The sequence below is a fragment of the Pseudomonadota bacterium genome, assembly GCA_018817425.1.
In the GTDB taxonomy this organism is placed as follows: domain Bacteria; phylum Desulfobacterota; class Desulfobacteria; order Desulfobacterales; family RPRI01; genus RPRI01.
This window is the reverse complement of the sequence record JAHITX010000052.1, coordinates 1-22,570: the sequence shown is the minus strand read 5'-3', so window position 1 is coordinate 22,570 and position 22,570 is coordinate 1. Positions and strand designations below refer to the sequence as shown.

Below are 22,570 nucleotides of genomic sequence, written 5' to 3'. Positions count from 1 at the left end.
GGGCAGGCTATGCGGGATATTGAGGATTCAATGTAAATGAATCATCCTTCTATATGAACCGTAAAATTGAATGATATACATAATGATTGAAAAATATTACCATAAAAAATCTGTTAATAAGCTATATAATTATTGAATATAATAAAATAAATTACAAGTTTTGTGTAGCTAACTTTTGGTTTTATAATAATTTATTCTTAACCTTTCCAGAGTTTCTTACAATGGTAAAGCTATCCAAAACTTTATAATCTTTATTGTTCGGCAGTCATAAAAAGACTGTTGGGCGTAACAACAAAAAGGAGGAAATCCAAAATGAAAAAAAACTTTCTACTCCTATCCGGGGCAATTTTGATTTTTATTGGTAGTTTAAACAATGCACAAGCTGCCTTGCTGTGGGATCTAAATGCGGGTGAAGTAAGAACTTATACAGGTTCTGACTCTATCGGAAATACTTGGAACCAAACCTTAACTGTGCTTGGAACAATAACTATTGGGGCACATGATTATTTTCAAATAGACCAATATAATTATCATGATGAAGGTGACCACACTGAATGGCTAATCCGATCAACTGAAAATCAAGTTTTGGTTCCTGATGGAGCAGGAGGGGAGCAAATATTGTTTCAATTAGCTCCTGTTGGTACAACGTGGTCTTTTTTTGATGAGCTACATGAAATAATAGGAACTGAATTTGTAACTATTCCATATGGTGGTGGAACAACAGTAGAAGCTTATGTATACAGACTTAGCGAAATTAGTGGCTCTCCATACTGGTATGAATATGTCATTCCTGGCCTTGGCCAAGTACAAGAGGTTGATTGGTATGTTGATAGTAACGCACCATACATAGAGCAATTAGATGATATTTCACATGCTCCAGTACCTATTCCTGGTGCTGCCTGGTTGCTTGGGTCGGGTCTTGCTGGACTTATAGGGCTACAAAGAAAGAAAAAATAACAATCCAAAGGCAGGGTCTTTTTGTCTCTGCATTTCCATTTTTTTTGGCAGTCACTGCCGAACAAACGGGTCGAGCAGATCGGAACTCGTAAAGTTTTTCAATACTATTTGGGTGGCCGGTCTGCTCACCCTTACGTTAACTGCAATATAATATACAATTATGAAAATTTATCAGCTTAGGGTTTCGATCGTTGGAATCGGACGAGTATACAGAATAATTGAAATATCAGACGAGTGCACTTTTGAATCACTGCAAACGACAATATACAACTCATTTGATATGGATGAAGACCACCTTTATTCTTTTTACATAACCAAAAAAGAAACAAAGAGTTATCGAACGATATGGGATTCACCCGAAGTAACACACCCACTGAATGCACAAGATGGGATGGGGTTTGCTCCAAGAAAATAATCCGCGGATAAAACCAAAATTGAATATGCTGGGCTTAAAGAAAAAGACGTATTCCACTATATCTTCGATTTTGGATCGAATTTATTACATAGAATCAGAGTTGTATCGGCAAAAGATGTTTCTTCGAAGAAGTGCCATATAAAAGTTATAAAATCAGCAGGTGATCTTCAGAGATATCCATATGATATTGATGAAAAGCAATAACAGCAGTTAACAAGACATTCAAGACGGACCGGGAAAGGTCGCGGCTTTTTTAAATAATAAATTAATCAATTTAATCAGGGGAAAAAGCATCGCTATTGAACAGTTAATTATCTACGAATTTAAAATGGATATCGATAGTCTAATAGTATCCCATTATTGAAAGAAAATATTTAATATATTGTTATGCGTTATCAGGGTAAAATTACAGTTTGGAAAGATGATAAAGGATTTGGCTTTGTCACCATGAACGCCACAGGAGAAAAAGCATTTGTACATATCAAAGCTTTTTCCAGGCGTTCGAGAAGACCAGTAGAAGGGGATCGAATCACATACGAACAAATAATGGACGAAAAGCATCGTTTGCGTGCTGAAAATATTAGATTCGTAGGTGATCAAGCATCTACAAATTCTTCTAAATCGATATCGATTGGAAGTGTCTTTGCCGCTTTATTTTGTTTATTTTTATTGTTGGCTTCATTAATAGGCTGGCTTTCATTTGTTGTAATTGGCTACTACATTGTGGCAAGTACAATCGCTTTCTTTGCATATGCGGTAGATAAATCAGCAGCACAGAATAATCGCTGGAGAACAAAAGAAAGTACATTGCATTTTTTGAGTATGCTTGGCGGCTGGCCTGGTGCTTTTTTAGCGCAGACAAAGCTACGCCATAAATCGAAAAAGGAAAAATTTCGAACCGAATTTTGGATAACCGTTGTTCTGAATTGCTGTTTACTTGGCTGGTTTTTAACAAAGAGCGGTTCTGATTTTATTAAGTCAATAATTGGTTCTTAACTAATATCAGGCTGACAAGACGACAAAGCCGACTCCGAGTATGTCCGGTTTCTCCCGCTATGCAACGTCGCTGCTGAACTAATCTCTATTTCAATCAGTAATCCTCAATTCTGGCAACAACTCACCATTGAATAGTTGTAGGTGGAGTCAGCGATTAAAGATAGTAGTAGATATTATACTTTTTTGCTTTATGGGGTAGTATTGGGGTAGTATTCAACTTATAAACTTATTGATCATAAACCTGCGGTTGAAGATTTATTTCTTTACCGCTATTTTTTTTTGGGAGGGTGGTTGGGAGAATGATAAACAAGTTTGTGCTCATGGTCAATACGTCTTACCAGCAACCTGCCAGCTCGTGTTTTAAGGGTTCCGGCTTGCCGCTTCCATGGAACGAATAACGCTGGATTTCTTTGATAAGCTTAACAATTTTGAGGGCTTTTTTGCGGTCTTTTTTCAATCCACCATGACAGGTCTTCAAATCCGGCAAGATCAAACTACAAGCTTTTTACAGGCTTCGTCAAAAGGAATTCCTTTCTTGCGGGTTTTTGCTTCTATCAGTCGTTTTTTCATTGTCTCGCTTTTTAGAAGATAAGCGGTTTCTTTCTCTGACTGTAGCTCCTGCCAGAGATCAATGGGCACAATAACGCCCGTTACATTATTATTCTCATCAGAAATATATTGTATTTACTCCATGATATTTTCCTGCACAAACTATTGCACTGCATAGATCTTTCTTGCTTTGGCATCTCTTAACAAACTGTCTAAAACATGAACAATGGTTTTCTTTTCTTCCTGTTCGAGTTTTTCTATTTCAAGCAGTCTGTCAAATATAGCTCTGCCCTTAATTTCCGTAACGTTCCCGGTATCATCCGTAAGATAGTCCATGGTTACATTTAAAGCATCTGCAATTTTTCTTTGCCACTTCAACAGATTGTTAATTCAGTAGATTATTAATATGAACTCCAACTGGTTACTTTTCCGTTTTCAACGTATACAAATAGGTAAGGCGGGTGTCCCCAACTATATTGTTTTGTGGCTCCGTATTTATTTCTATAGGTATGTACTGAATAGTGCTTACCCAATGTAAGGATCATGGCACGTTCAGACATTCCGATAATTAGTGCAGTTTTAACGATACAAAAACCTTCGTCCATAGTGATCAGCTTTCTATCTACGGCTTCGGTAAGTTTCGGGCCACCTTTTCTATTTGATGGGGAATCTCTGATTATATTTAATAATTCAGTATCGGATAACATTTCAGGGTTCAAGGGTTCAGCCGGGAAATATAAAGAGGCGCATCCGGAAAGAAAGAGGAATAAAATTAAAATGGGTATGGATTTTTTTATTTAGCTGGCTCCGCTGTTTTGGCCTGCTTTTGTCCTGTTTTTTTGCCTGGAAAACGCAAAGAAACAGAAACGATTTTAACCGTAACTGGCTTAATTTATTAGTGGTGGGCGGTACTGGGTTTGAACCAGCGACTTCTACCGTGTGAAGGTAGCACTCTCCCGCTGAGTTAACCGCCCATAGAGGTTTATTTATTTATAAGAATAACGATTTATCAGGTTTTAAGTCAATATATTTTTATCATCTTCATTAATTAGCGTATCTTTTGGGATATCTTCATTGTCTTCATCAGGAATAAGCGGCATCTGATCAGGATCCTTTCTTACAGGAAGCAAAGGATTTACAAGACCTTTTATTTCTTCCGGTGTGGGCAACTCTCTAAGATTCTTTAATCCGAATATCTCAAGAAACCGCTTTGTTGTTGAATATATAAGAGGTCGCCCAGGTATATCTTTTCTTCCCAAAACACGTATAAGTTTGAGTTCAAGCAGCGTACGAAGTATTCCACCGCTGTCAACACCTCTTATATATTCTACTTCACTTCTGATTATCGGCTGCTTATATGCAATAATAGTTAAAGTTTCAAGAGCTGCTTTGCTCATCCGCAAAGGATTTGGCTGCACAAACTTCTTTACCCATTCGGCATATTCAGGTTTTGTACGAATCTGGTATCCTCCGGCAACTTCCATAAGGAAAATGGCACCATCTCTTTCTTCATACTCAGAAATCAGCCGGGATAGCATGTCTTTAATGGTCTTTAAATCAGCCGGGATAACGCTTTTTATCCGCTCTATCGAAATTGGAGCATCCGCCACAAAAAGCAAAGCTTCTAAAATATTTTTTAATTCCTGTTCAGTTGGAATAGTCATGGCGTCTATGTATCACAACTTAATAAATTTGTAAAAAATTATAAATAAAACAGCCTTATTATACCCGATTGAACATGCTGCACAATACTGACAATAGCCATCTTCACCATTTCCAGTATAGCAAGAAAAGTAATTACAATATCGCTCTTTGTAAAATCATCATCAAAAAGCTGATCAAAAGTAATATTGCCCTCTTTTTCCAGCATGTCTGTCAGTTCGTTGATTCGGTCTTTCACCGATACTTTGTCAGGAGTAATATCAAATTCTTTGAATGCCGGAATTTTATCAAGCAGTCTCTGGAAAGCGTCCATCAGTTCAAAAAGTCCGACATTTATTATTCTATCTTCATTGTCTATGGCAAGAACTTTTCTGTCTTGGCTTCTGGAAAAAGTATTTTCACCAAGAATGTTTCTTTCCAGCAGGTGCTCTGCTGCAGACTTCATCTGGAGATATTCAAGAAGAGGTCTGGTAATCTCAATTCTTGGGTCATCTTCATCTTCATCTTCTTTCGCCGGAAGAAGCATCTTTGATTTTATATGTGTAAGGGTTGCAGCCATAACCAGAAAATCACCGGCTACATTGACATTCATGGATTTCATCCAGTCAATATATTGAAGATACTGTTCAGTAACAATGGAAATGGGAATGTCATAAATATCAACTTCGTTCTTTTTAATAAGATGAATAAGAAGATCCATAGGGCCTTCAAATACATCTTTTAAATGAACTTCGTATATTTCTTCCGGTTCTTCCGCCATAGCATATCTTTTCTTTATCTATATTTTGAGCAGACTTCTTACTTCTTCCATTGTATTAACCGCAACTTTTCTTGCCTTTAAGGTGCCTTCTGCAATTATGTCATCAACCAGTTTAGGATTTGCTTTATAATATTTTCTCTTTTCCCTTATAGGTTCAAGAGCCACAGACAAATTTTGCGCCATTATCTTTTTACATTCAACGCATCCGATTTCAGCACTACGGCATTTTGTATTTATATCTTTAACAGTACTACCGTCTGTATATATTTTATGAAATTCATAAACATTGCATACTTCAGGATCTCCCGGATCTTTTTTTCTTGCTCTTTGCGGGTCCGTTATCATTGTTGATACTTTTGATGATATAACTTCAGGTGCGTCTGAAAGAAAAATTGCGTTGTTGTAGCTTTTGCTCATTTTCCGCCGGTCAGAACCTAAGATCTTGGGGGTTTTAGTCAGTATTGCTTCCGGTTCCGGGAATACTTCTCCATAAAGATAATTAAATCTTCTTGCTATTTCTCTTGTGATTTCCACATGCGGAACCTGATCAATGCCCACAGGAACCCCAAAGGGTTTATACATTATAATATCAGCCGCCTGAAGCACCGGATAGCCGAGAAACCCGAAAGTGGAAAGGTCTTTATTGCTAAGCTGTACTATCTGGTCTTTGTAAGTCGGATTTCTTTCAAGCCATGGCACGGGTGTTATCATTGAAAGAAGCAGAAAAAGCTCGGCATGCTCTTTTATGTGAGACTGAACAAACAATGTGCTTTTCTCCGGAGACAAACCCACACTTAGCCAGTCTATCATCATTTCTTTTATATATTCAGATATCATGGTTGTATTTTCATAATCACTTGTCAATGCATGCCAGTCTGCAATAAAATAAAAGCACTCATATTCTTCCTGCATTTCTATCCAGTTCAAAAGCGCTCCGTGCAGATTTCCAAGGTGAAGCGGGCCGGTTGGTCGCATTCCGCTTAATATTCTTTTTTTCCCGGTCATTTAAGCTCCTTAATAAACTACGTATTGAGAATCAATAGAATCATAACTATTTATTCTTTTTATCATTCTTCCTATCATTTGGGATAAAGGGTCCAAGGGGTCCAGGATTCAAGGCTTCAAGTGTTTGCTTTCCAGGGATTTGATCATCGCTTTCAGCATTCTCTCAATATCTCCGATCGCTTCGCATATTTCCTTAAACCTTTCTGTTTCCATATAACCCAAGTCACCAGATATCATCATTTGTGTTTCCAGTTCACAAACAGAACCATAAGCAATATAGAGAAACCTGACATACTCTAAAGTTGTTTTTCTTCCATACCCCTCGGCGATATTCGATGGTATGGAAACAGCAGATCTTCTGATTTGTGAGGTCAAACCATATGTTTCATCTTTTGGAAAATGTTTCGTTACTTTATATATATGTAAACAAAGCTTATACGATTTTTGCCAAACGCTTAACTCTTTATAATTTTTAAGCATTTCACTAGAATCCTTGGCCCCTTGACCCCTTGAATCCTTCATTTGGATCAACTATTTTGGAGATGATCCATTTTTCTTAGTTTCTTAACAAAAAGCTGATGATAGGCATTGCAACATAATCTAAGATTTTATCAAATATGCCTGTAAAAAGGAAAAATATTAATATCATCATTCCAAAACGCTCAATTTTCGCAAATTGCAGTCTCATATGATGGGGCAAAAGTACAGCAAGAATCCTGCTGCCATCAAGAGGCGGAATAGGCATAAGATTAAAAACTGCAAGAATAGGATTGATAAAAACACTATAAAAAAGCATAGAAACAATAGCCTCGAGAACAGGTGCTTTATCCAGATCATAAAAATTGCCGTCATAGCTCAATATAATATGAAATAGTATAGCTGAGATAACTGCCAAGGCAATATTAGCTAATGCTCCTGCCGAAGCAACAACTATCACATCTTTTTTTTGATCTTTCAAATTGGCAAAATTTACAGGAACCGGTTTTGCGTAACCAAAAATTACAGGAGAACCCATAAGCCTAAGCATAACCGGAAGTAAAAATGAACCGACAAAATCAAGGTGTTTGATCGGGTTTAAAGTTAATCTGCCGGCAAGCTTTGCAGTATGATCTCCCAATCTGTAAGCGGCATACCCATGAGCAACTTCATGTACCGTTACGGAAAAAATAAGCGGAATCAGCATTAAAACTGTTTTGTATATATCAAAGTTATCAAACATAATTTTTTATAAATTCCAGTTCATCATTTTTTGTTTTAAGCGCACCGTTTAATCTGGCGCAAAGGGCTGCCTCTAATATTTCCTTATAAAGCGGCCCCGGTTCAATCCCCAGCCTTTTCAGATCTTTTCCGGATACTGATAATTTTTTCTTTCTAAGATTTGTTATAAATAATGATATAGCCTTTTTTACTTTTTCTTTTTTTGTAATCGCCATCATATATAGTATGATTTCTATTTTAAATCCTATAAGCAAATTATAAAGCTCATCATTTTTTATATTAAGGTTACCCTCAAGTTTGTAAAGACCACGCTCCGCATTAAGACGATCTTCGCAGAAAATGTTTCTTTGTTTAGGAGCAATTTCAAAACGGGCGCATACATTTTCTGTTATTTCCTTTTTGCAATTCTTAAAAAGCGGCAGAAAATAAACGGCCCACTTCATATATGATTCTTCCAGAAAAAGCAAATTGTACCATGAGATAACCTGCTTTACGGAATTAAGATATGAAATTGCCTCATTGTTTAATACTATTGATGGATCAATTACTTTTAGAAGGCCATAATCGTTTAATCTTATTATTGGTGATATAGGGTTTTCCTCTTCAAGAATCAGGCGAAACTCAGAAAAAACTCTTCTGCCGCTTAAGCGCTTGGAAAAATCCATTCTAACGGCATTTTCTATCAATCCCGATGTAAGCTTTCCTATCGTAAATCCGAATCTTTGTTCAAATCTTATGGCCCTAAATATTCGGGTGGGATCTTCCACAAAACTTAAATTATGTAAAACTTTAATCGTTTTTTCTTTAATATCTTTTTGTGCTGCAAAAAAATCTATCAGTGTTCCGAATCTTTCAGGATTCAACTGGATTGACATGGTATTTATCGTAAAATCTCTTCTGGAAAGATCAAGTTTTATTGAACTCATCTCAACAGTAGGAAGAGCAGCCGGAAACTTGTAATATTCCAATCTGGCTGAAGCTATATCTATCTTAAATCCATCCTGGAAAATTACTACAGCAGTTCCGAATTTTCCATAAATATGTGTTCGGGCACCTACTATGGAAGCATATTTTTTCGCAAATGCAATTCCGTCCCCTTCTACTACAATATCTATATCTTCGTTTTTTCTGTAAAGTAAAAGATCGCGGACAAACCCACCAATCACATAAGCACTTAATCCTAAGTCAGCAGCAACTTTTCCTATAGTTTTTAATTTCTCTATAAGTTGTTTAGAAAGACGCTCTTCAATAAATTTTACTATATTTCTTGTGCGTGCATGGGCATGTTCGCTTGGTTGATCCGAAAGTTCGGAATTTTTGTGCTGAGACTGTCTTACAAGTATGTTTAAAAGATCTGTTCTTGTAACAACTCCTATTATGACATCTTCATCAATAACGGGAAGAATACGCTGTTTGTTTTCAATTATTTTATTCTGTATTTCGATAAGCTCCGCTTCCGGCCCCACCGTGGCTACTTCAGTTGTCATATATTCTTTAACCAACACATTATCAAGCTTGTGATAAAGCGCTTTTTCTATAACCTGCCGGGTAATATAACCGTGCAGTTCTTCTTTCCCGTCTTTTTTTTCTGTTACAAGAAGCGCATTGATATTATAGCGTGTGAGAAAACTGCTTGCATCCTTACACGAAACATCACCTCTTACGGAAATAGCAGGGGAAGACATAAGCCGTTTTGCAGTTCTTCTTGTTCTTATATTTTCATCAAGTACTTTAAAAAGTTTTTGTTCTACCTGTGTTAAGGTTTCTCCTTTTATAGTCGCGGATGCAGCATATGTATGGCCTCCCCCACCCATGTTAGACATAATAAGGCCAACATCAACTTCAGGGATTCTGCTTCTTGCAACAAGATATACTTTATTATCCATCAGAGCTATTGCAAATATGGCATCTATTTCTTCCGCTCTGGCCATTTTATGAACAAGAAACGAAAAATCATTAATATAGGTATCTGACGATATTGTAGTAACAACAACTTCCACACCATTAATGTTATGCCTTGTTGAGGCCTGTATCATATCATTTAAAAGCGATATTTGCTTAGGGCTTATTTCGCGGGAGATAAGGTTTGAAATAATATTTAAGTTAGCTCCCTTGGAAAGCAGAAAAGCTGCGGCTTTAAAATCATCTTCTGTGGTTGATGGAAATATAAAAGAACCGGTATCTTCATATATACCAAGACACATCATAGTGGCTTCTTCAGCAGAAATAGAAATTTTTTTTTCTTCTAGGATTTGAGCAAGAATTGTAACTGTTGCTCCTGTTTGTCTGTAAATTTCAAAGCTGCCTTTTATATCATTTGCTGTAGGCGGATGGTGATCATATATATGGATATCTAAATCATCACGCTCAAGCAAAGATGACAGCTTTCCGATTCTGGCAGGTTGTCTGGTATCTACCAATACTAGTCTGTTAACATTTGTAAAATCTATCTTTTTAATATCCGCCATATTAAAAAGATACACCATTGATTCAACAAAAAAATTTCTTAAATTTTTTTCCTGTAACCCAGGAAAAACTACAAGTGAGCCCGGATAAAGCTTTTGTGCCGCAAGCATGGAAGCAATAGCATCAAAGTCAGCGCTAACATGTGTGGTTATAACCGTAAATTTTTCATCAGCCGGTTTTTCACCTGCTTGCATAATGATTTTCCTTTAAGGGACCAGCAATTTAAACCCAAGGTCCGGATCAAAAATCCGTGATCCTTTAGCATCAATAAGTTCAAATATAATAACTTCCATAATCTGCCATACTTTTACTCCTCTGCGAATACAGCCGGTTACGGTATCGGTATTTCTTCCGCAGGCCATATGCATATGTATCATTGGTTTTCCGTCTTCATCCGGAAACAGGGTTCCAGTGCCAGAAACTTCATGGACATTATCAAGAATATGCTCCATGGGATTTACCGGTTTTGCCCTGCCCTTTTCGGGCCCTACAACAAGTTTACTGCCTTCATCCGCACCACCTATAATGATTATTGCAGCAGCTTTTATGGATTTTTCTACAGCAAATTTTTCAATTTCTTCGTGTACTATATCTCCATCTTCCAAGCGCATTACAAAAACCCGGCCCTGTCTTGCTTCCGAATATTTCATATTTAACTCCTGAATTTATCCATAACCTTTTTAAAGCCCGGCAATGAATTTATAATAGTATCATCAGAAACACAAAATGCGATCCTGAAATATCCCGGTCCCGAAAACCCGCTGCCCGGGACAGCAAGAATCAGTTCATCCTGAAGCGCTCTGATAAATTTCACATCATCTTCTATAGGGCTTTTGGGGAAAAGGTAGAATGCGCCCGATGGTTTTATAAATTCATATCCGCACTCTGACAAACCATTGCATAAAAGCTCTCTCTTTTTGGCGTAAATTGAAACATCAACGCTCTTTCCCTGCATTAAAGCCACAACGCGCTGCATAAGAGCAGGGGCATTAACAAAACCAAGTATTCTGATTGCAAGCGCCATTCCGCCATAAAGCTCATTCTTACATGTAGCGGCAGGATTTATTGCTGCAAAGCCTATACGTTCGCCGGGTATCGAAAAATCCTTTGAATACGAAGTTGCAATTATGCTTTCGTTGTAACATTTAAAAATACTTGGTATTTTAATTCCATCATAACTGATTTTCCGATACGGCTCATCAGATAAAAGATAAATAGTTCTGTCGAATTTCTTGCTTTTTTCTGTTAACAGTTTGCCAAGCTCGATCAGACTTTTTTCGGAATAAACCTGTCCTGTGGGGTTATTCGGAGAATTTATCAAAACAGCTTTTGTTTTATAAGTAATTGCTGATGAAATTGCATTGATATCTATGGTAAAATCGTTTTTCGTAGGAACCGTTGTTAAAGCTCCACCATGGTTTGCGGCATAAAAGCCATATTCCACAAAATAAGGAGCAGGTGTAATAACTTCATCTCCCGGATCAAGGATGGTTCTTAATATTACATTTAATGCACCGGCAGCGCCGCAAGTCATGACAACATTGTTGGCTTCTATCAAAATGCCCTGTTCTTTACAAAGATAATCGGCCACAGCTTTGCAAACATGCGGGTAACCTGCATTAGGCATATACCCATGATCCCCATGGCCTAAAGAATTAACCGTATCTACAAGTATTTTTCTGAAATCTTCGGGCGGCTCAATATTCGGATTGCCGAGACTGAAATCAAATACATTTTCTTCTCCATGCTCTGCCTTAAGGCGGGTTCCTTCTTCAAACATCTTTCTGATCCAGGATGATTTTGCAATTATATTTTCAATATTTTTTGCTATAGACATGATAAAAAATTCCTTAAAAGATATACAATCCCGGTTATTTTCAACACAACAAATGTGACGGCTTAATACAGTATTATAAACGTTTATTTATACAATATAACTGTTAATTATTGCAATAACTAAACACAAACCTTTTTAGAATATTAAATTGATTTCTTTATAAAATCAAATAAATACCCAATTACTTAACTTGATAATTCCTTTAGACTTTTGTTTTTATTATTTTACAATCCCCTCATATTAGTATATAAATAGAAAAATATTTAATTTTATAGCTTAAATCTATTTTCTTCATGTTTAATGTTTTTTCGGTCATTATCTGCCGACTTAATGTTCAACCAAGACTGATATTAACACAGGGCAAATTGACCTGATAATAATATTGTTGGTTGCTAAAATCACCCCTTGACATAGTACCAACATGTGGTATCATAACGCCATGAATAAAAAGCAACGGCAAACCCTTGATAGAATATTTGAAAAGCCGGAACGTTCAGATATTTCCTGGGCAAATATTGAGGCGCTTTTTGTTTCTCTTGGTGCTGAAATTTCAGAGGGTAGTGGTTCCCGTGTCAGGGTGGCTTTAAATGATGTAAGGGCCGTTTTTCATCGACCACATCCGGAAAAAGTCACAAACAAGGGTGCCGTTAAATCTGTAAGAAGGTTCCTGCAAGAAGCTGGGGTAAGACCATGATGGAATATAAAGGATATTTTGGTAAGGTCGATTTTGATGATGAGGCCAATGTTTTTCATGGAGAAGTCATCAATTTACGGGATGTGATAACCTTTGAAGGTGAAACCGTTGATGAATTGCGGGCCGCATTTGTTGATTCTGTAGAAGATTACCTTGCGTTTTGTAATGAACGCGGTGAAGAACCGGACAAAACTTATTCCGGTAAATTTTTAGTTCGTGTTGAACCAGAGCTTCATAAAACACTTGTTGTCCAGGCACGTAAAAATGGCAAGAGCCTAAACACATTGGTTAACGATGCACTTCTAAAAGTTGTAAAAAACCGCAACCAACAAGTCATTCAAGATTGACAGACAGGGTCGGGCGCGTTTTTCTGTTTACAAATTTGCGGGGTTCGGTAACTCTTTGGTGTCTGGGAAGGCCTTTACCCTGCCCGCAACTTAATTAGGTGTTATGTTTAAAACAAATCATCCATCAATATTTACCTGGTGAATAATTCTAAAGATTACAAACAGGGGATTACCCAAATTTATATATAGAAAAGGATGGAGTTTAAAATATGAAACGAGACTGGTTAAGTAAGTTGACAGTACCAATTTTCAGACAACTGGGGTAAAGGAGCCTATTATGAAGGATGTCTTAGAAAAAATTCAGGAAATAATTAACAATATCGCCAAAGAAGCTTATCAGGACACAAAGGAAGAACCTCCACCACAGTTTGGCGGTAAGCCCAAATGGCCAATTAAATGTACCGTCGGGCCCGGACTGGAAGGCGCGATCGCCTGTGAAAGCAAAATAGGTTATGTAAACGGTGCCAAGGGCTGGCTCGTATACAGAGGATATAATATTTTCGATCTGTGCGCCAATTCAACGTTTGAAGAAGTCTCCTATCTGCTGCTGCACGGGGATTTACCTAAACAAACAGAACTGGACCAATACAAGAAAAAGTTGTTTGAATATTCCCACCTGAACAAAACCTTAAGGCAACTAATGGGATTCCCAGTGGAAGAAATGAGTGCCATGGGGGCATTGCGGCTTGGAGCTGATCTTATGCGACAGGAGCTTACCAGCTATGACCGGGTTGATGACCGTCCAAAAACAATTGATGCCATTAGCTCAGATGAAGACTCTTTTGCCATGGAAACTCCGCCTAAAGGAGCCAAACATGCAACCTTTGAGTTTAAAATTCATAAATCAAAACAGCGGCGCAAAAGGGTCTTTGCTCGTGAAACAGCCCTGGAGTCCTGTTACCATCTCATTGCCGGCGTCTCAACGATTATAGGAGCTGTTTCCAGGATTCATCACAGTAGTATGCCGTTGGAACCCAGATCGGACTTAAGCTTTGCAGGTAACCTGCTCTATATGATCACCGGAAAAGATCCCTCTCCTGTTGAAGAAAAAATCATGGATATTTCACTGATCCTGCATGCTGATCATGGTATGAACGCAAGTACATTTTCTACAATGGTGGTTGCTTCAACACTGGCGGATATCTATTTTGCAGTTGGATCCGGCATAGCTGCATTGAGTGGCGCTTTACACGGGGGCGCAAACGAAGCGGTTATCAATAGCTTAAAAGAGATAGGTTCCGTTGAAAACGTCAAACCATGGGTTGAAAAAAGACTCTCCAAAAAAAAGAAAATCAGCGGCTTTGGGCACCGCGTGTATAAAGCTTACGACCCGAGAGCCAGAGTATTAGGCCCGCTGGCAGATCTGCTGGTCAAGGAAAAACCGGAATTTACCCACCTATATCAAGTTGCTCAAGAACTCGAAAAAACAGCGATGGCGGCCATGGGAAAAGAAAAGAAGATTTTCCCTAATGTCGACTTTTATTCAGGAATTATTTACACCTTCCTGGGTATCGATGACGAGCTGTTCACCCCGCTCTTTGCAGCCAGCCGCGTAGCCGGATGGACATCGCGAGTGTTTGAATATGTTGAGAACAATAGAATTTTCAGACCTCGAGCTGTTTATGTTGGCGACTTTGATCAGACGTATAAATCGATTGAAAAACGATAATATTCAACGCAAGCAAACAGGAGACCGTTTCATTCCGGGTTACTGGGCTCCGTAAATCGGAAAAATTGATACTTTGGCAAATACCATCGGAAAGAAGCTATCTTTTCAGGTTTTGAAAGTGGCTCTAATAAACAAAAAAGATGGACTCGTAAATAGTCCGGGAATCCCTGTTTCGTCATGCCGGACCCGATCCGGCATCCAATAATTTAAATAGGTTCTGGATACCGGCTTTCGCCGGTATGACGATTTGAGGAATTTTTACGAATTCATCAAAATTTAGGGGGGGAAAATGATTAAAAAAACCATTCTCGGGCTCAATTCTCTTATGTTTATTGCTTTTGGATTTGGGTTTATTATTGATCCGGTGAGTTTTACACCTTTATTTCTGGGTGTTTCTGCTCCGCAGGGAGATCTTCTTGTTGATATGAGAGCAACATATGGAGGGTTTTCTTTGTGTGTTGGTTTGCTTATGCTTTTTGGTGTCATTAAGGAGAAATATTTTAAGGCGAGCGTTTTTGTTGCATTTTTGTCGGCTTTCTCTGTTTTTGTTGGGCGGTCTGTTGGTATGGCAACTACTGGTGAGGTTGGTCAAATGATGTATCAGTCACTGGTCCTGGAGTTATTTCTAAGTGTTTTTTTTGGTGCGATGTTTTTTTCTGGAAAATAGAGGGAAAAAATAATTTTATTTGATGCCGGGTAATTATATATGAATGATTTTAAAGGTAAAGTTGCCGTAATCACAGGTGCTGCAAGCGGGATAGGCCGAGGTCTTGCTGAATATTGCGCTAAAAAAGAAATGAAAATTGTTTTAGCCGATGTGGAAGAAAAAGCATTATCCCTGGCTGAATCCAAAATTAAGGCAAGCGGGGCTGATATAATCGCCGTTGTTACAGATGTTTCAAAAATAGAAGATGTACAGTTTTTGGCAGGAAAAACGATTGATACATTTAAAAAAGTTGATCTATTGTTCAACAATGCAGGAGTTGCAACCGGTTCTTCAATCTGGGAAACTACAATCAATGATTGCAAATGGGTTATTGATGTAAATCTGTGGGGTGTTATTTACTGCATTCACGAGTTTGTTCCCATTATGCTTGGCCAGAAAACACCATGCCATATTATAAACACAGCATCAATTACAGGACTTGTTACTTACCATCCGTCAGCAATTTATCAACTTAGCAAACATGCAATAGTAGCACTTTCGGAGCAACTCCTTCATGACTTGGAAATCAGAGAAACAAACATAAAAGTCTCCGTAATTTGTCCAGGGTTTGTAAATACGAACATCTTAAATGCCGAACGTAATCGGCCTGATAAATATTCAAATGAATCATCCGGCACTTCTCAAAATTCCGAACCTGACGAGACGAAACAAGCCTTCCGGGGCATGATGAAATTAGGAATGCCACCGGCAATTCTTGCCAAAATCGTATTTAAGGCAATTGAAGAGGATAAATTTTACATTTTTACCAATCCGGAAATGAAAGCATTGGTTCAAAAAAGAATGGATGGAATTATGAAAGAGCGCAAACCGGCTTTTCCTCCCGTGTAGAAACCAAAATGATTCATGGGAATCAAACATGGGGTGATTGTCATATTCGTTTCACTTGCCATAAAGCCCCGGCGTATCGATTGAATTATGAATATTATTGAGAAGCTAAAAACATGATAACACAATTTGAAAACTGGGTTCAAATTATTGTGATTGCCTGTTTAGTAGTATTCGGGTTGGGACGAATTATTATTTTAAAAATTCAAAACGTAAAAGTACTAGTCCTTGACCCGCAAATGACAAAAACACAAATGATAAACGGGCTTGTTTTTGTTGCCTGCTTTTTAATGTGGGTTTTTGAATCAGTAACTCATGGCTTATCACTTAATATCCATATCCCTTTAGCTTTACTACATACAACAATATCAAATCATATCGTGATAAAAATCCTTGGAGTCATTGTTTTGATACTTGGTTTGTTGTTTTACATTTCAGCGGTTTTATCAATTGGCAAATCATGGCGTATAGGAATAGACAGAAAGAAATCAGGCGACCTTGTGACCACCGGAGTTTTTTCATGGTCGCGTAACCCTATCTATGTTGCCCTTGATTTGCTTGCTTCAGGAACATTTTTACTACAAGGGGAATTGATATTCCTGATGCTTGCCCTTTGTATTGTGATAACTCTTCATGTACAGATTTTACAGGAAGAAAAATTTCTCATTCAAGTACACGGAGATGATTATAAACAATATTGTTTAAAGGTAGGGCGTTATTATAAATTTTAATATCACATAACCGCACCATTCACTATAACCGCTGGAACAGGCCACTGCGACCCAAACAATTTTAAGTGTTAACGTGCTTTTGACAAATTCATCACGCCCTGCTCCCCAGTGATATTTAGCAGAAACCGCTAAGAGGTAAGATGATAACCACATCGCTAAGCACTCCCTCGACCTTAGAAGTACTTTTTTCGGGTTGATATAGATTAAACGGTTCAGCAGTGGGTTTTTTCTTTTGAAACAACAAATCGCCAGGATATCACAACCGTAAAAAGCCGTGCGTCTGAAAATATTTATAAATAATTGATTGTCATAGCAGATTTTTCATATATAATGATAACAGAATTAAATACGGGTGTTCTTTTAGGTGTTGCAACTGACTATTGTAGTATATATCTTATTATTGACCTGATTCACAGGCTCGGCTACTTCATTCCGTGTAAAATTCGTTGTTAAATTACCTTTTCCAAAGGCTTCACACTCTATTCATATGCAAGAGTACTTGTTATTCAAGCTCAGATCCACCTGCTGTTGAGACTGTTAAAATTATAGAACATATCATTCTTCAAGAACTCACTACTCTTAATGATATTATAACATTCTATTTTATATTTTATAATTATCTTTTTTAACACATGATAAACTATATCTTTTTTAATCATAAAAACAAAGGGGGTTAAAATGGGGGAGTTCTTTCAACAAATTTTTCAAACGATTGGTGCTTATGTGCCAAATCTGCTTGGGGCATTGGCAATACTTATTATTGGCTGGATAGGAGCGTTAATTATTGCTTCTTTATCACGCAACATAATAAGCCGCACTTCTCTGGGTAAAAAATTACCAAACTGGTTATCCGTAGAAGAAGACAAGCCAATACCGGTGGAGCATTATATCTCAAAAACGATCTTTTATCTTTTGATGCTGTTTGTTCTGATTGCTTTTTTTCAGGCGCTTAAACTCACACTTATCACTGAACCTCTAAACAACCTGCTAAATCAAATTTTTATTTACGCTCCAAGATTTATTGGCGCGGCCCTCCTGCTTGGGGTAGCCTGGGTTCTGGCTACTGTTTTACGCTTTCTCGTTACAAAACTTTTAACAACTATTAAACTTGATGAGCGCCTTTCCGCCAAAATAGAAGAAGAAAAAACTATTGCTTTAAGCAATACAATTGCAAATTCGGTTTATTGGCTGATCTTTTTGCTATTTTTGCCTGCTGTTTTGAATTCACTTCAAATGCAGGGCATTCTTGAACCCATACGATCCATGCTGGATAAAATGCTTAACTTTTTACCAAATATATTTACTGCCGGTTTAATATTAGTCATAGGCTGGTTTTTGGCAAAAATTATCCGCAAGATTGTATCCAATTTACTGGAAGCCGTTGGAGTTAATACATTAAGCGATAAAGTCGGACTGGAAGCTGTTTTGGGTAAGGAGAAGTTATCTGATTTATTAGGACTGATTATATATGTTCTGATTTTAATCCCTATCTTACTTATCACGCTGGATGCCCTGATGCTGGAAGCTATTACAACACCGGTAAGCAATATGTTATACTTAATATTAAAAGTCTTGCCAAGCATTTTTGCAGCGATTTTGATAATTTCCATTTCTTATGTAATAGCTAAACTGGTATCAAAATTGGTTACCAGTTTACTGGCCAGTGCCGGATTTGACAAATTTGCAATTAATTTGGGCATTATGAAAGAATCAAAAGAAGATGGCCATAAAGCATCAAATATTGTCGGATACCTAACGCTTATTGCTATTTTATTCTTTGCGGTTATTGAAGCGTTTGAAGTATTAGGTTTTACACAAATTTCAGAAATTGTCGCAAAATTTACGATTTTTTCCGGAAATATATTACTGGGCCTTATAATATTTGGACTTGGTCTTTTTCTTGCCAATATCGTTTCAAATAAAATACTGACAAAAGAAACTGCCCAGCTTAAATTAACTTCTTTGATTACCCGCGTGGCTATCTTGTTTATTGCCGGAGCTATGGCTTTGCAGCAAATGGGCATTGGCTCTGAAATCGTCACTCTTGCTTTTGGATTGATTTTGGGTGCGATTGCAATTGCAGTGGCTGTTGCTTTTGGTATCGGCGGACGTGATATAGCTTCAAAACATTTACAGGAATGGTCTAATAAACTCGAAACAAAAGAATAATATTTTCTGATAAATCAATGCAAATAAAAAAATCCGGTAAGTTTAAATACTGCCGGATTCTTTTATTTAACGCTTTATTTAATCTATGTATTTATAAAATTAGAATGATATTATGGCAAATGCCATAATAATGAAGATTCTTGACGATACGGAACATATAAACCCGGAGGTTTTATGGATTGGAGCGATGAAGCAAAGGAGGCAGTTTTACAAATACCTTTTTTTGTGAGAAAAAGAGTAAGAAAGAAAGTGGAAGAAGAAGCCACTAAATCCGGTGCTGATTTGGTGACAATAGAACATGTACGTTCATGCCAGAAAATATTTCTTAATAAAATGGAAGATGAACTCAAAGGGTACCAGTTAGAAACATGCTTTGGCATGGGAAACTGTCCGCATTGCGTTATATCTTCCGAAATAATTGTTAAAAAGCTGGAAGATATCTTAAAGAAAAGAGACCTGAAGTCATTTTTAAAAAAAAGGACCGGCGGGTCACTGAAAATGCATCATGAACTAAGAGTTTCCATTTCAGATTGCCCAAGTTCATGTTCGCGTCCCCAGATTGCTGACATCGGGCTTATCGGTGCCTGTATTCCAAAAATAACGGATGCCGATTGTAATTTGTGCGAAACTTGTATAGAAACCTGTAAAGAGGGCGCAATTTCCTTATATAACGACAGGCCGGTAATAGATGAAAAAAAGTGCCTTTACTGCGGGCAGTGTATAGATGTGTGTCCAAACAACGTGTTCGAAAAAGGCAAAGCAGGCTACAGAATTCAACTTGGAGGAAAACTGGGAAGACATCCGAGACTTGCCGAAGAATTGACTGGAATCTTCGAACCTGATGATACATTAAGGATAGTGGAAAGATGCTTAGACTACTATCAGCTGCATAACAAAAAGGGAGAACGGTTTGGTGAAATTCTGGCAAATAAAGGTTCAGATGAATTGAAAAAAATCTTGCAAGGATAACGGAGGCTATGACAAGAAATTTCCAAAATGATCTTTCCAATAAAGATCATTTTGTTATAACAATGGAGCTTGTTCCAAAAGCCGAATCAACAGGAAGGTCGATTAACACGATACTGGAATTTTCCAAACAGGCTTTAATCGATGGGAGATTATCAGCAGTAAGCATTACAGATAATCCGGGTGGAAACCCTTCACTTAGTCCTGACGTGCTTGGCAAAGAAGTCCTTGATAGTGGTATGGATGTTATAGTGCATGTCACATGCAGAGACATGAATAGAATGGGAATTGAAAGCCGGGCATTACAATTGCGCCGGATGGGCATGAAAAACGTATTGGCGCTTACCGGTGACTATTCGGGAAAAGGCTTCGGAGGCCAGGGTGCGCCGGTCTTTGATCTTGATTCTGCAAGCCTTCTTTGTTTTTTTAACCTGATGAACAACAAGGCAGCAGTTAACGATCATTTTTTTAAAGGATGCGCCGTCTCGCCTTTCAAATGGACAGAACCCGAATGCTATGCGCAATACTATAAACTTAAAAAGAAAATATCCTCAGGCGCAGATTATATAATTACTCAACTTGGATATGACGCACGAAAGTACTATGAGCTCATCCGGTTTTTAAAAATAAATGATTTGAAAATTCCGGCATTGGCCTCTGTCTACTTATTAACCCCGCGTGTTGCCCGTGTAATGAATTCAGGCAGGGTCCCGGGTGCAGTTGTCAGCAAGGAGCTTTATGCCAGGATTTTAGAAGAGTGGAAATCCGACAAGAGTGCAGGTTATTTTGCATCTATTGAACGTGCTGCAAAACTTGCTGCAATTTGTAAAGGACTGGGATATAGGGGCATACACATTGGTGGAGTACATCGCAGTTTTAAGACGGTTAAAAGAATTCTTGATCGTATGGCCGAAATTGAACATAATTGGCAGGATTTTTTAAATGAGTTTGATTACTCGCAGCCGGATCATTTCTATATGTTTCAAAAAAACGATCCATCAGCACTATCATCTGATATATTAAGCCCTAAAAATAGTAAAGCCGGTTTATTGCAAAAATTGCATTTTAAATTTCTGCATTATATGCATAACAGTTTTTTTACTGCCAATGCGCCGTTTGCCGGGATTTATAAAAAAATTTCGAAACAATTGTATCAAAATCATGGGGCCGGGTATCATCTCGTAAAATTTTTTGAGGATGTGACAAAAAAAGTTCTGCTTAATTGCAAGCAATGCGGCGATTGTGGTATTGAATATCCTGGTTTTTTATGTCCGGAATCCAGGTGCCCTAAACACATACGAAACGGAGCCTGCGGTGGAAGCAGACAAGGCAGATGCGAAGTATATCCCGACAGATATTGTGTATGGTATCTTGCTTATCAAAGACTTGCTCTGACAGGAAAGACAGAAAACATGGCCACGGTTTGCGCTCCTCCACGTATGTGGGAGTTAAACAATACTTCTTCATGGATCAATTTTCATCTTGGAAGAGATCACCATACCAAACTATGTTCTATAGCAGGTGATTGCAATACCGGGCTTTGCTCACACAAAAAACAAAGTTAATATACATATGGGAAACAGATAGATGGATGAACTTAAATCGCTCAAACAAATTTTAAAACTTATCTCATATATACTTGAACGTAAACCGGACGAGTTTGGCCTTGTGCCGGATGAAAATGGATATATAAAAATAAAATCTTTGCTTTTTGCAATAAATGAAGATGAAGGGTTTAAATTTGTAAGGCGGCATCATATTCATGATGTTTTGTCTTTTCTGCCTGAATCTCAACTTGAAATAAATGATGACAAGATACGCTCAAAATACCGTGATAATCTGCCGATACAATCCATTTCTGATACACCTCCAAAACTTCTTTATACCTGTGTCAGGAAAAAAGCCCATAGCTTTACTCTTGAAAAAGGAATTTTTCCTGTCGGCAATAACAAGGTAGTTTTATCTCCTGTAAAAGAAATGGCACTAAGAATTGGAAAACGCTTTAATCAATCACCTGTTGTTCTGACGGTAAATACACAAAAAGCTTTAGAAACCGGTATAATTTTTTACAATTCCGGAGATCTGTATTTCGCAGAAACTATTCCTCCGGACTGTTTTACAGCACCACTACTTCCGAAACAAAAAGAAGAACCCGCTCATGCCGAAAAACAAAAGGAAATTACCCCAAAGCATATGCCTGGCAGCTATATTTTAAACCTTGAAATTGCTGAAGAGGAAAAAAAGAGAACAAAGCTGCAAAGAAAGAAAAAAGAAATCAGCTGGAAAAAAGAAAGAAAGCGCATGAGCAGAGTTAAAATATAGATTCTTTACGCCAGGCAAACAACTTTTATAACATTTTGCTTAAAACAGGCATAAAAAATTTGACAAGCTTCATTAAAGCAGGTATGTGCATAGCAGTTTTATTCGTTTTTTAAAGAGCCACTTTCAAAACGTTTCAGTTTGGTCAAGCTCAAGGCGGGCGAAAATTTCAACCGCAGGAATACATTGAGTATTTCGAGGATTGAAATTTGAGCCCAACGCAGAGATCGGCCAAAATGGGGCGTTTTGAAACTGGCT

The 22,570-nt window shown here is 37.7% G+C and carries 24 protein-coding genes, 1 tRNA gene and 1 pseudogene; 14 read left to right on the top strand and 12 right to left on the bottom strand.

From position 1 onward, the window contains the following. The first annotated feature begins 312 nt into the window (after window positions 1-312). The 3 genes from KKC46_09580 (at window position 313) to KKC46_09570 (ending at window position 2,368) form a co-directional block, all read left to right on the top strand. Window positions 313-957 carry a VPLPA-CTERM sorting domain-containing protein gene (locus tag KKC46_09580; GenBank protein ID MBU1054065.1) on the top strand — a complete coding sequence of 215 codons (645 nt, stop codon included), beginning with the start codon at window positions 313-315 and terminating at the stop codon, window positions 955-957. Window positions 958-1,117: 160 nt separating this feature from the next. After that, on the top strand, window positions 1,118-1,372 hold the full coding sequence (locus KKC46_09575) for a plasmid pRiA4b ORF-3 family protein (GenBank protein MBU1054064.1): 255 nt from the start codon (window positions 1,118-1,120) through the stop codon (window positions 1,370-1,372). Window positions 1,373-1,759: 387 nt separating this feature from the next. Next, window positions 1,760-2,368, top strand: coding sequence for a cold shock and DUF1294 domain-containing protein (locus KKC46_09570; protein MBU1054063.1), 609 nt, complete (start codon window positions 1,760-1,762; stop codon window positions 2,366-2,368). A 269-nt stretch (window positions 2,369-2,637) separates the two neighbouring features. Here the strand turns inward: KKC46_09570 and KKC46_09565 are convergent. The 3 genes and pseudogenes from KKC46_09565 to KKC46_09555 form a co-directional block, all read right to left on the bottom strand. After that, window positions 2,638-2,838 (bottom strand): annotated as a pseudogene (locus KKC46_09565) (Txe/YoeB family addiction module toxin). A 19-nt stretch (window positions 2,839-2,857) separates the two neighbouring features. Next, a complete protein-coding gene (locus KKC46_09560; protein MBU1054062.1) occupies window positions 2,858-3,052 on the bottom strand; it encodes a prevent-host-death protein in 195 nt (64 codons plus the stop codon). A gap of 27 nt (window positions 3,053-3,079) precedes the next feature. Beyond that, a complete protein-coding gene (locus KKC46_09555; protein ID MBU1054061.1) occupies window positions 3,080-3,295 on the bottom strand; it encodes a DNA-binding protein in 216 nt (71 codons plus the stop codon). 165 nt (window positions 3,296-3,460) lie between these two features. On the opposite strand from KKC46_09555, the gene KKC46_09550 reads away from it, so the two are divergent. After that, window positions 3,461-3,718: a hypothetical protein gene (locus KKC46_09550; protein ID MBU1054060.1), complete on the top strand. Its 258-nt coding sequence runs from the start codon at window positions 3,461-3,463 to the stop codon at window positions 3,716-3,718. A 98-nt stretch (window positions 3,719-3,816) separates the two neighbouring features. Here KKC46_09550 and KKC46_09545 read toward each other — a convergent pair. The 9 genes from KKC46_09545 to KKC46_09505 all read right to left on the bottom strand — a co-directional run bounded on the left by KKC46_09545 (window position 3,817) and on the right by KKC46_09505 (window position 11,865). Next, a tRNA-Val gene (locus tag KKC46_09545) sits at window positions 3,817-3,891 on the bottom strand. Between the two features lie 42 nt (window positions 3,892-3,933). Continuing rightward, window positions 3,934-4,581, bottom strand: coding sequence for an SMC-Scp complex subunit ScpB (gene scpB, locus KKC46_09540; protein ID MBU1054059.1), 648 nt, complete (start codon window positions 4,579-4,581; stop codon window positions 3,934-3,936). Window positions 4,582-4,619: 38 nt separating this feature from the next. Continuing rightward, the gene (locus KKC46_09535) at window positions 4,620-5,339 is read right to left on the bottom strand and encodes a segregation/condensation protein A (protein MBU1054058.1); all 720 of its coding nucleotides are present in this window, start codon (window positions 5,337-5,339) and stop codon (window positions 4,620-4,622) included. 18 nt (window positions 5,340-5,357) lie between these two features. Then, complete coding sequence (trpS, locus tag KKC46_09530; GenBank protein MBU1054057.1) at window positions 5,358-6,344, bottom strand: tryptophan--tRNA ligase; 987 nt, start codon at window positions 6,342-6,344, stop codon at window positions 5,358-5,360. A 108-nt stretch (window positions 6,345-6,452) separates the two neighbouring features. After that, the gene (locus tag KKC46_09525) at window positions 6,453-6,824 is read right to left on the bottom strand and encodes a four helix bundle protein (GenBank protein MBU1054056.1); all 372 of its coding nucleotides are present in this window, start codon (window positions 6,822-6,824) and stop codon (window positions 6,453-6,455) included. A 76-nt stretch (window positions 6,825-6,900) separates the two neighbouring features. After that, window positions 6,901-7,563 carry a site-2 protease family protein gene (locus KKC46_09520; protein MBU1054055.1) on the bottom strand — a complete coding sequence of 221 codons (663 nt, stop codon included), beginning with the start codon at window positions 7,561-7,563 and terminating at the stop codon, window positions 6,901-6,903. Beyond that, window positions 7,556-10,222: a CBS domain-containing protein gene (locus KKC46_09515; GenBank protein ID MBU1054054.1), complete on the bottom strand. Its 2,667-nt coding sequence runs from the start codon at window positions 10,220-10,222 to the stop codon at window positions 7,556-7,558. Before KKC46_09515 ends, KKC46_09520 begins: the two co-directional genes overlap by 8 nt. Window positions 10,223-10,234: 12 nt before the next feature. Next, window positions 10,235-10,678 carry a DNA-binding protein gene (locus KKC46_09510; GenBank protein MBU1054053.1) on the bottom strand — a complete coding sequence of 148 codons (444 nt, stop codon included), beginning with the start codon at window positions 10,676-10,678 and terminating at the stop codon, window positions 10,235-10,237. 2 nt (window positions 10,679-10,680) lie between these two features. Then, window positions 10,681-11,865: a pyridoxal phosphate-dependent aminotransferase gene (locus KKC46_09505; protein MBU1054052.1), complete on the bottom strand. Its 1,185-nt coding sequence runs from the start codon at window positions 11,863-11,865 to the stop codon at window positions 10,681-10,683. 439 nt (window positions 11,866-12,304) lie between these two features. On the opposite strand from KKC46_09505, the gene KKC46_09500 reads away from it, so the two are divergent. The 10 genes from KKC46_09500 (at window position 12,305) to KKC46_09455 (ending at window position 22,315) form a co-directional block, all read left to right on the top strand. Beyond that, window positions 12,305-12,559 (top strand): type II toxin-antitoxin system HicA family toxin, encoded by a 255-nt coding sequence (locus KKC46_09500; GenBank protein MBU1054051.1) that lies wholly within the window; start codon window positions 12,305-12,307, stop codon window positions 12,557-12,559. Further along, window positions 12,556-12,906: a type II toxin-antitoxin system HicB family antitoxin gene (locus tag KKC46_09495; GenBank protein MBU1054050.1), complete on the top strand. Its 351-nt coding sequence runs from the start codon at window positions 12,556-12,558 to the stop codon at window positions 12,904-12,906. Before KKC46_09500 ends, KKC46_09495 begins: the two co-directional genes overlap by 4 nt. Window positions 12,907-13,183: 277 nt before the next feature. Further along, window positions 13,184-14,575, top strand: coding sequence for a citrate/2-methylcitrate synthase (locus KKC46_09490; GenBank protein MBU1054049.1), 1,392 nt, complete (start codon window positions 13,184-13,186; stop codon window positions 14,573-14,575). Window positions 14,576-14,864: 289 nt separating this feature from the next. Beyond that, the gene (locus KKC46_09485) at window positions 14,865-15,242 is read left to right on the top strand and encodes a DUF4345 domain-containing protein (GenBank protein MBU1054048.1); all 378 of its coding nucleotides are present in this window, start codon (window positions 14,865-14,867) and stop codon (window positions 15,240-15,242) included. 39 nt (window positions 15,243-15,281) lie between these two features. Next, the gene (locus tag KKC46_09480; protein MBU1054047.1) at window positions 15,282-16,130 is read left to right on the top strand and encodes an SDR family NAD(P)-dependent oxidoreductase; all 849 of its coding nucleotides are present in this window, start codon (window positions 15,282-15,284) and stop codon (window positions 16,128-16,130) included. A 113-nt stretch (window positions 16,131-16,243) separates the two neighbouring features. Beyond that, on the top strand, window positions 16,244-16,858 hold the full coding sequence (locus tag KKC46_09475) for an isoprenylcysteine carboxylmethyltransferase family protein (GenBank protein ID MBU1054046.1): 615 nt from the start codon (window positions 16,244-16,246) through the stop codon (window positions 16,856-16,858). 678 nt (window positions 16,859-17,536) lie between these two features. After that, entirely contained in the window at window positions 17,537-19,027 is a 1,491-nt protein-coding gene (locus tag KKC46_09470; protein MBU1054045.1) for a mechanosensitive ion channel, read from the top strand. 174 nt (window positions 19,028-19,201) lie between these two features. Next, complete coding sequence (locus KKC46_09465; protein MBU1054044.1) at window positions 19,202-19,996, top strand: 4Fe-4S binding protein; 795 nt, start codon at window positions 19,202-19,204, stop codon at window positions 19,994-19,996. A gap of 8 nt (window positions 19,997-20,004) precedes the next feature. Next, the gene (locus KKC46_09460; GenBank protein MBU1054043.1) at window positions 20,005-21,558 is read left to right on the top strand and encodes a methylenetetrahydrofolate reductase C-terminal domain-containing protein; all 1,554 of its coding nucleotides are present in this window, start codon (window positions 20,005-20,007) and stop codon (window positions 21,556-21,558) included. Window positions 21,559-21,580: 22 nt separating this feature from the next. Continuing rightward, window positions 21,581-22,315 (top strand): RNA 2'-phosphotransferase, encoded by a 735-nt coding sequence (locus KKC46_09455; GenBank protein MBU1054042.1) that lies wholly within the window; start codon window positions 21,581-21,583, stop codon window positions 22,313-22,315. Window positions 22,316-22,570: the final 255 nt, after the last annotated feature.

Bases quoted from the DNA above. Each gene is read 5' to 3' on its own strand.
- KKC46_09520 (MBU1054055.1), bottom strand. From the start codon at position 7,563: ATGTTTGATAACTTTGATATATACAAAACAGTTTTAATGCTGATTCCG.
- KKC46_09490 (MBU1054049.1), top strand. From the start codon at position 13,184: ATGAAGGATGTCTTAGAAAAAATTCAGGAAATAATTAACAATATCGCC.
- KKC46_09515 (MBU1054054.1), bottom strand. From the start codon at position 10,222: ATGCAAGCAGGTGAAAAACCGGCTGATGAAAAATTTACGGTTATAACC.
- KKC46_09580 (MBU1054065.1), top strand. From the start codon at position 313: ATGAAAAAAAACTTTCTACTCCTATCCGGGGCAATTTTGATTTTTATT.
- KKC46_09510 (MBU1054053.1), bottom strand. From the start codon at position 10,678: ATGAAATATTCGGAAGCAAGACAGGGCCGGGTTTTTGTAATGCGCTTG.
- trpS (MBU1054057.1), bottom strand. From the start codon at position 6,344: ATGACCGGGAAAAAAAGAATATTAAGCGGAATGCGACCAACCGGCCCG.
- KKC46_09535 (MBU1054058.1), bottom strand. From the start codon at position 5,339: ATGGCGGAAGAACCGGAAGAAATATACGAAGTTCATTTAAAAGATGTA.
- KKC46_09550 (MBU1054060.1), top strand. From the start codon at position 3,461: ATGGCACGTTCAGACATTCCGATAATTAGTGCAGTTTTAACGATACAA.
- KKC46_09460 (MBU1054043.1), top strand. From the start codon at position 20,005: ATGACAAGAAATTTCCAAAATGATCTTTCCAATAAAGATCATTTTGTT.
- scpB (MBU1054059.1), bottom strand. From the start codon at position 4,581: ATGACTATTCCAACTGAACAGGAATTAAAAAATATTTTAGAAGCTTTG.
- KKC46_09470 (MBU1054045.1), top strand. From the start codon at position 17,537: ATGGGGGAGTTCTTTCAACAAATTTTTCAAACGATTGGTGCTTATGTG.
- KKC46_09455 (MBU1054042.1), top strand. From the start codon at position 21,581: ATGGATGAACTTAAATCGCTCAAACAAATTTTAAAACTTATCTCATAT.
- KKC46_09480 (MBU1054047.1), top strand. From the start codon at position 15,282: ATGAATGATTTTAAAGGTAAAGTTGCCGTAATCACAGGTGCTGCAAGC.
- KKC46_09525 (MBU1054056.1), bottom strand. From the start codon at position 6,824: ATGCTTAAAAATTATAAAGAGTTAAGCGTTTGGCAAAAATCGTATAAG.
- KKC46_09485 (MBU1054048.1), top strand. From the start codon at position 14,865: ATGATTAAAAAAACCATTCTCGGGCTCAATTCTCTTATGTTTATTGCT.
- KKC46_09575 (MBU1054064.1), top strand. From the start codon at position 1,118: ATGAAAATTTATCAGCTTAGGGTTTCGATCGTTGGAATCGGACGAGTA.
- KKC46_09500 (MBU1054051.1), top strand. From the start codon at position 12,305: ATGAATAAAAAGCAACGGCAAACCCTTGATAGAATATTTGAAAAGCCG.
- KKC46_09465 (MBU1054044.1), top strand. From the start codon at position 19,202: ATGGATTGGAGCGATGAAGCAAAGGAGGCAGTTTTACAAATACCTTTT.
- KKC46_09570 (MBU1054063.1), top strand. From the start codon at position 1,760: ATGCGTTATCAGGGTAAAATTACAGTTTGGAAAGATGATAAAGGATTT.
- KKC46_09495 (MBU1054050.1), top strand. From the start codon at position 12,556: ATGATGGAATATAAAGGATATTTTGGTAAGGTCGATTTTGATGATGAG.
- KKC46_09505 (MBU1054052.1), bottom strand. From the start codon at position 11,865: ATGTCTATAGCAAAAAATATTGAAAATATAATTGCAAAATCATCCTGG.
- KKC46_09475 (MBU1054046.1), top strand. From the start codon at position 16,244: ATGATAACACAATTTGAAAACTGGGTTCAAATTATTGTGATTGCCTGT.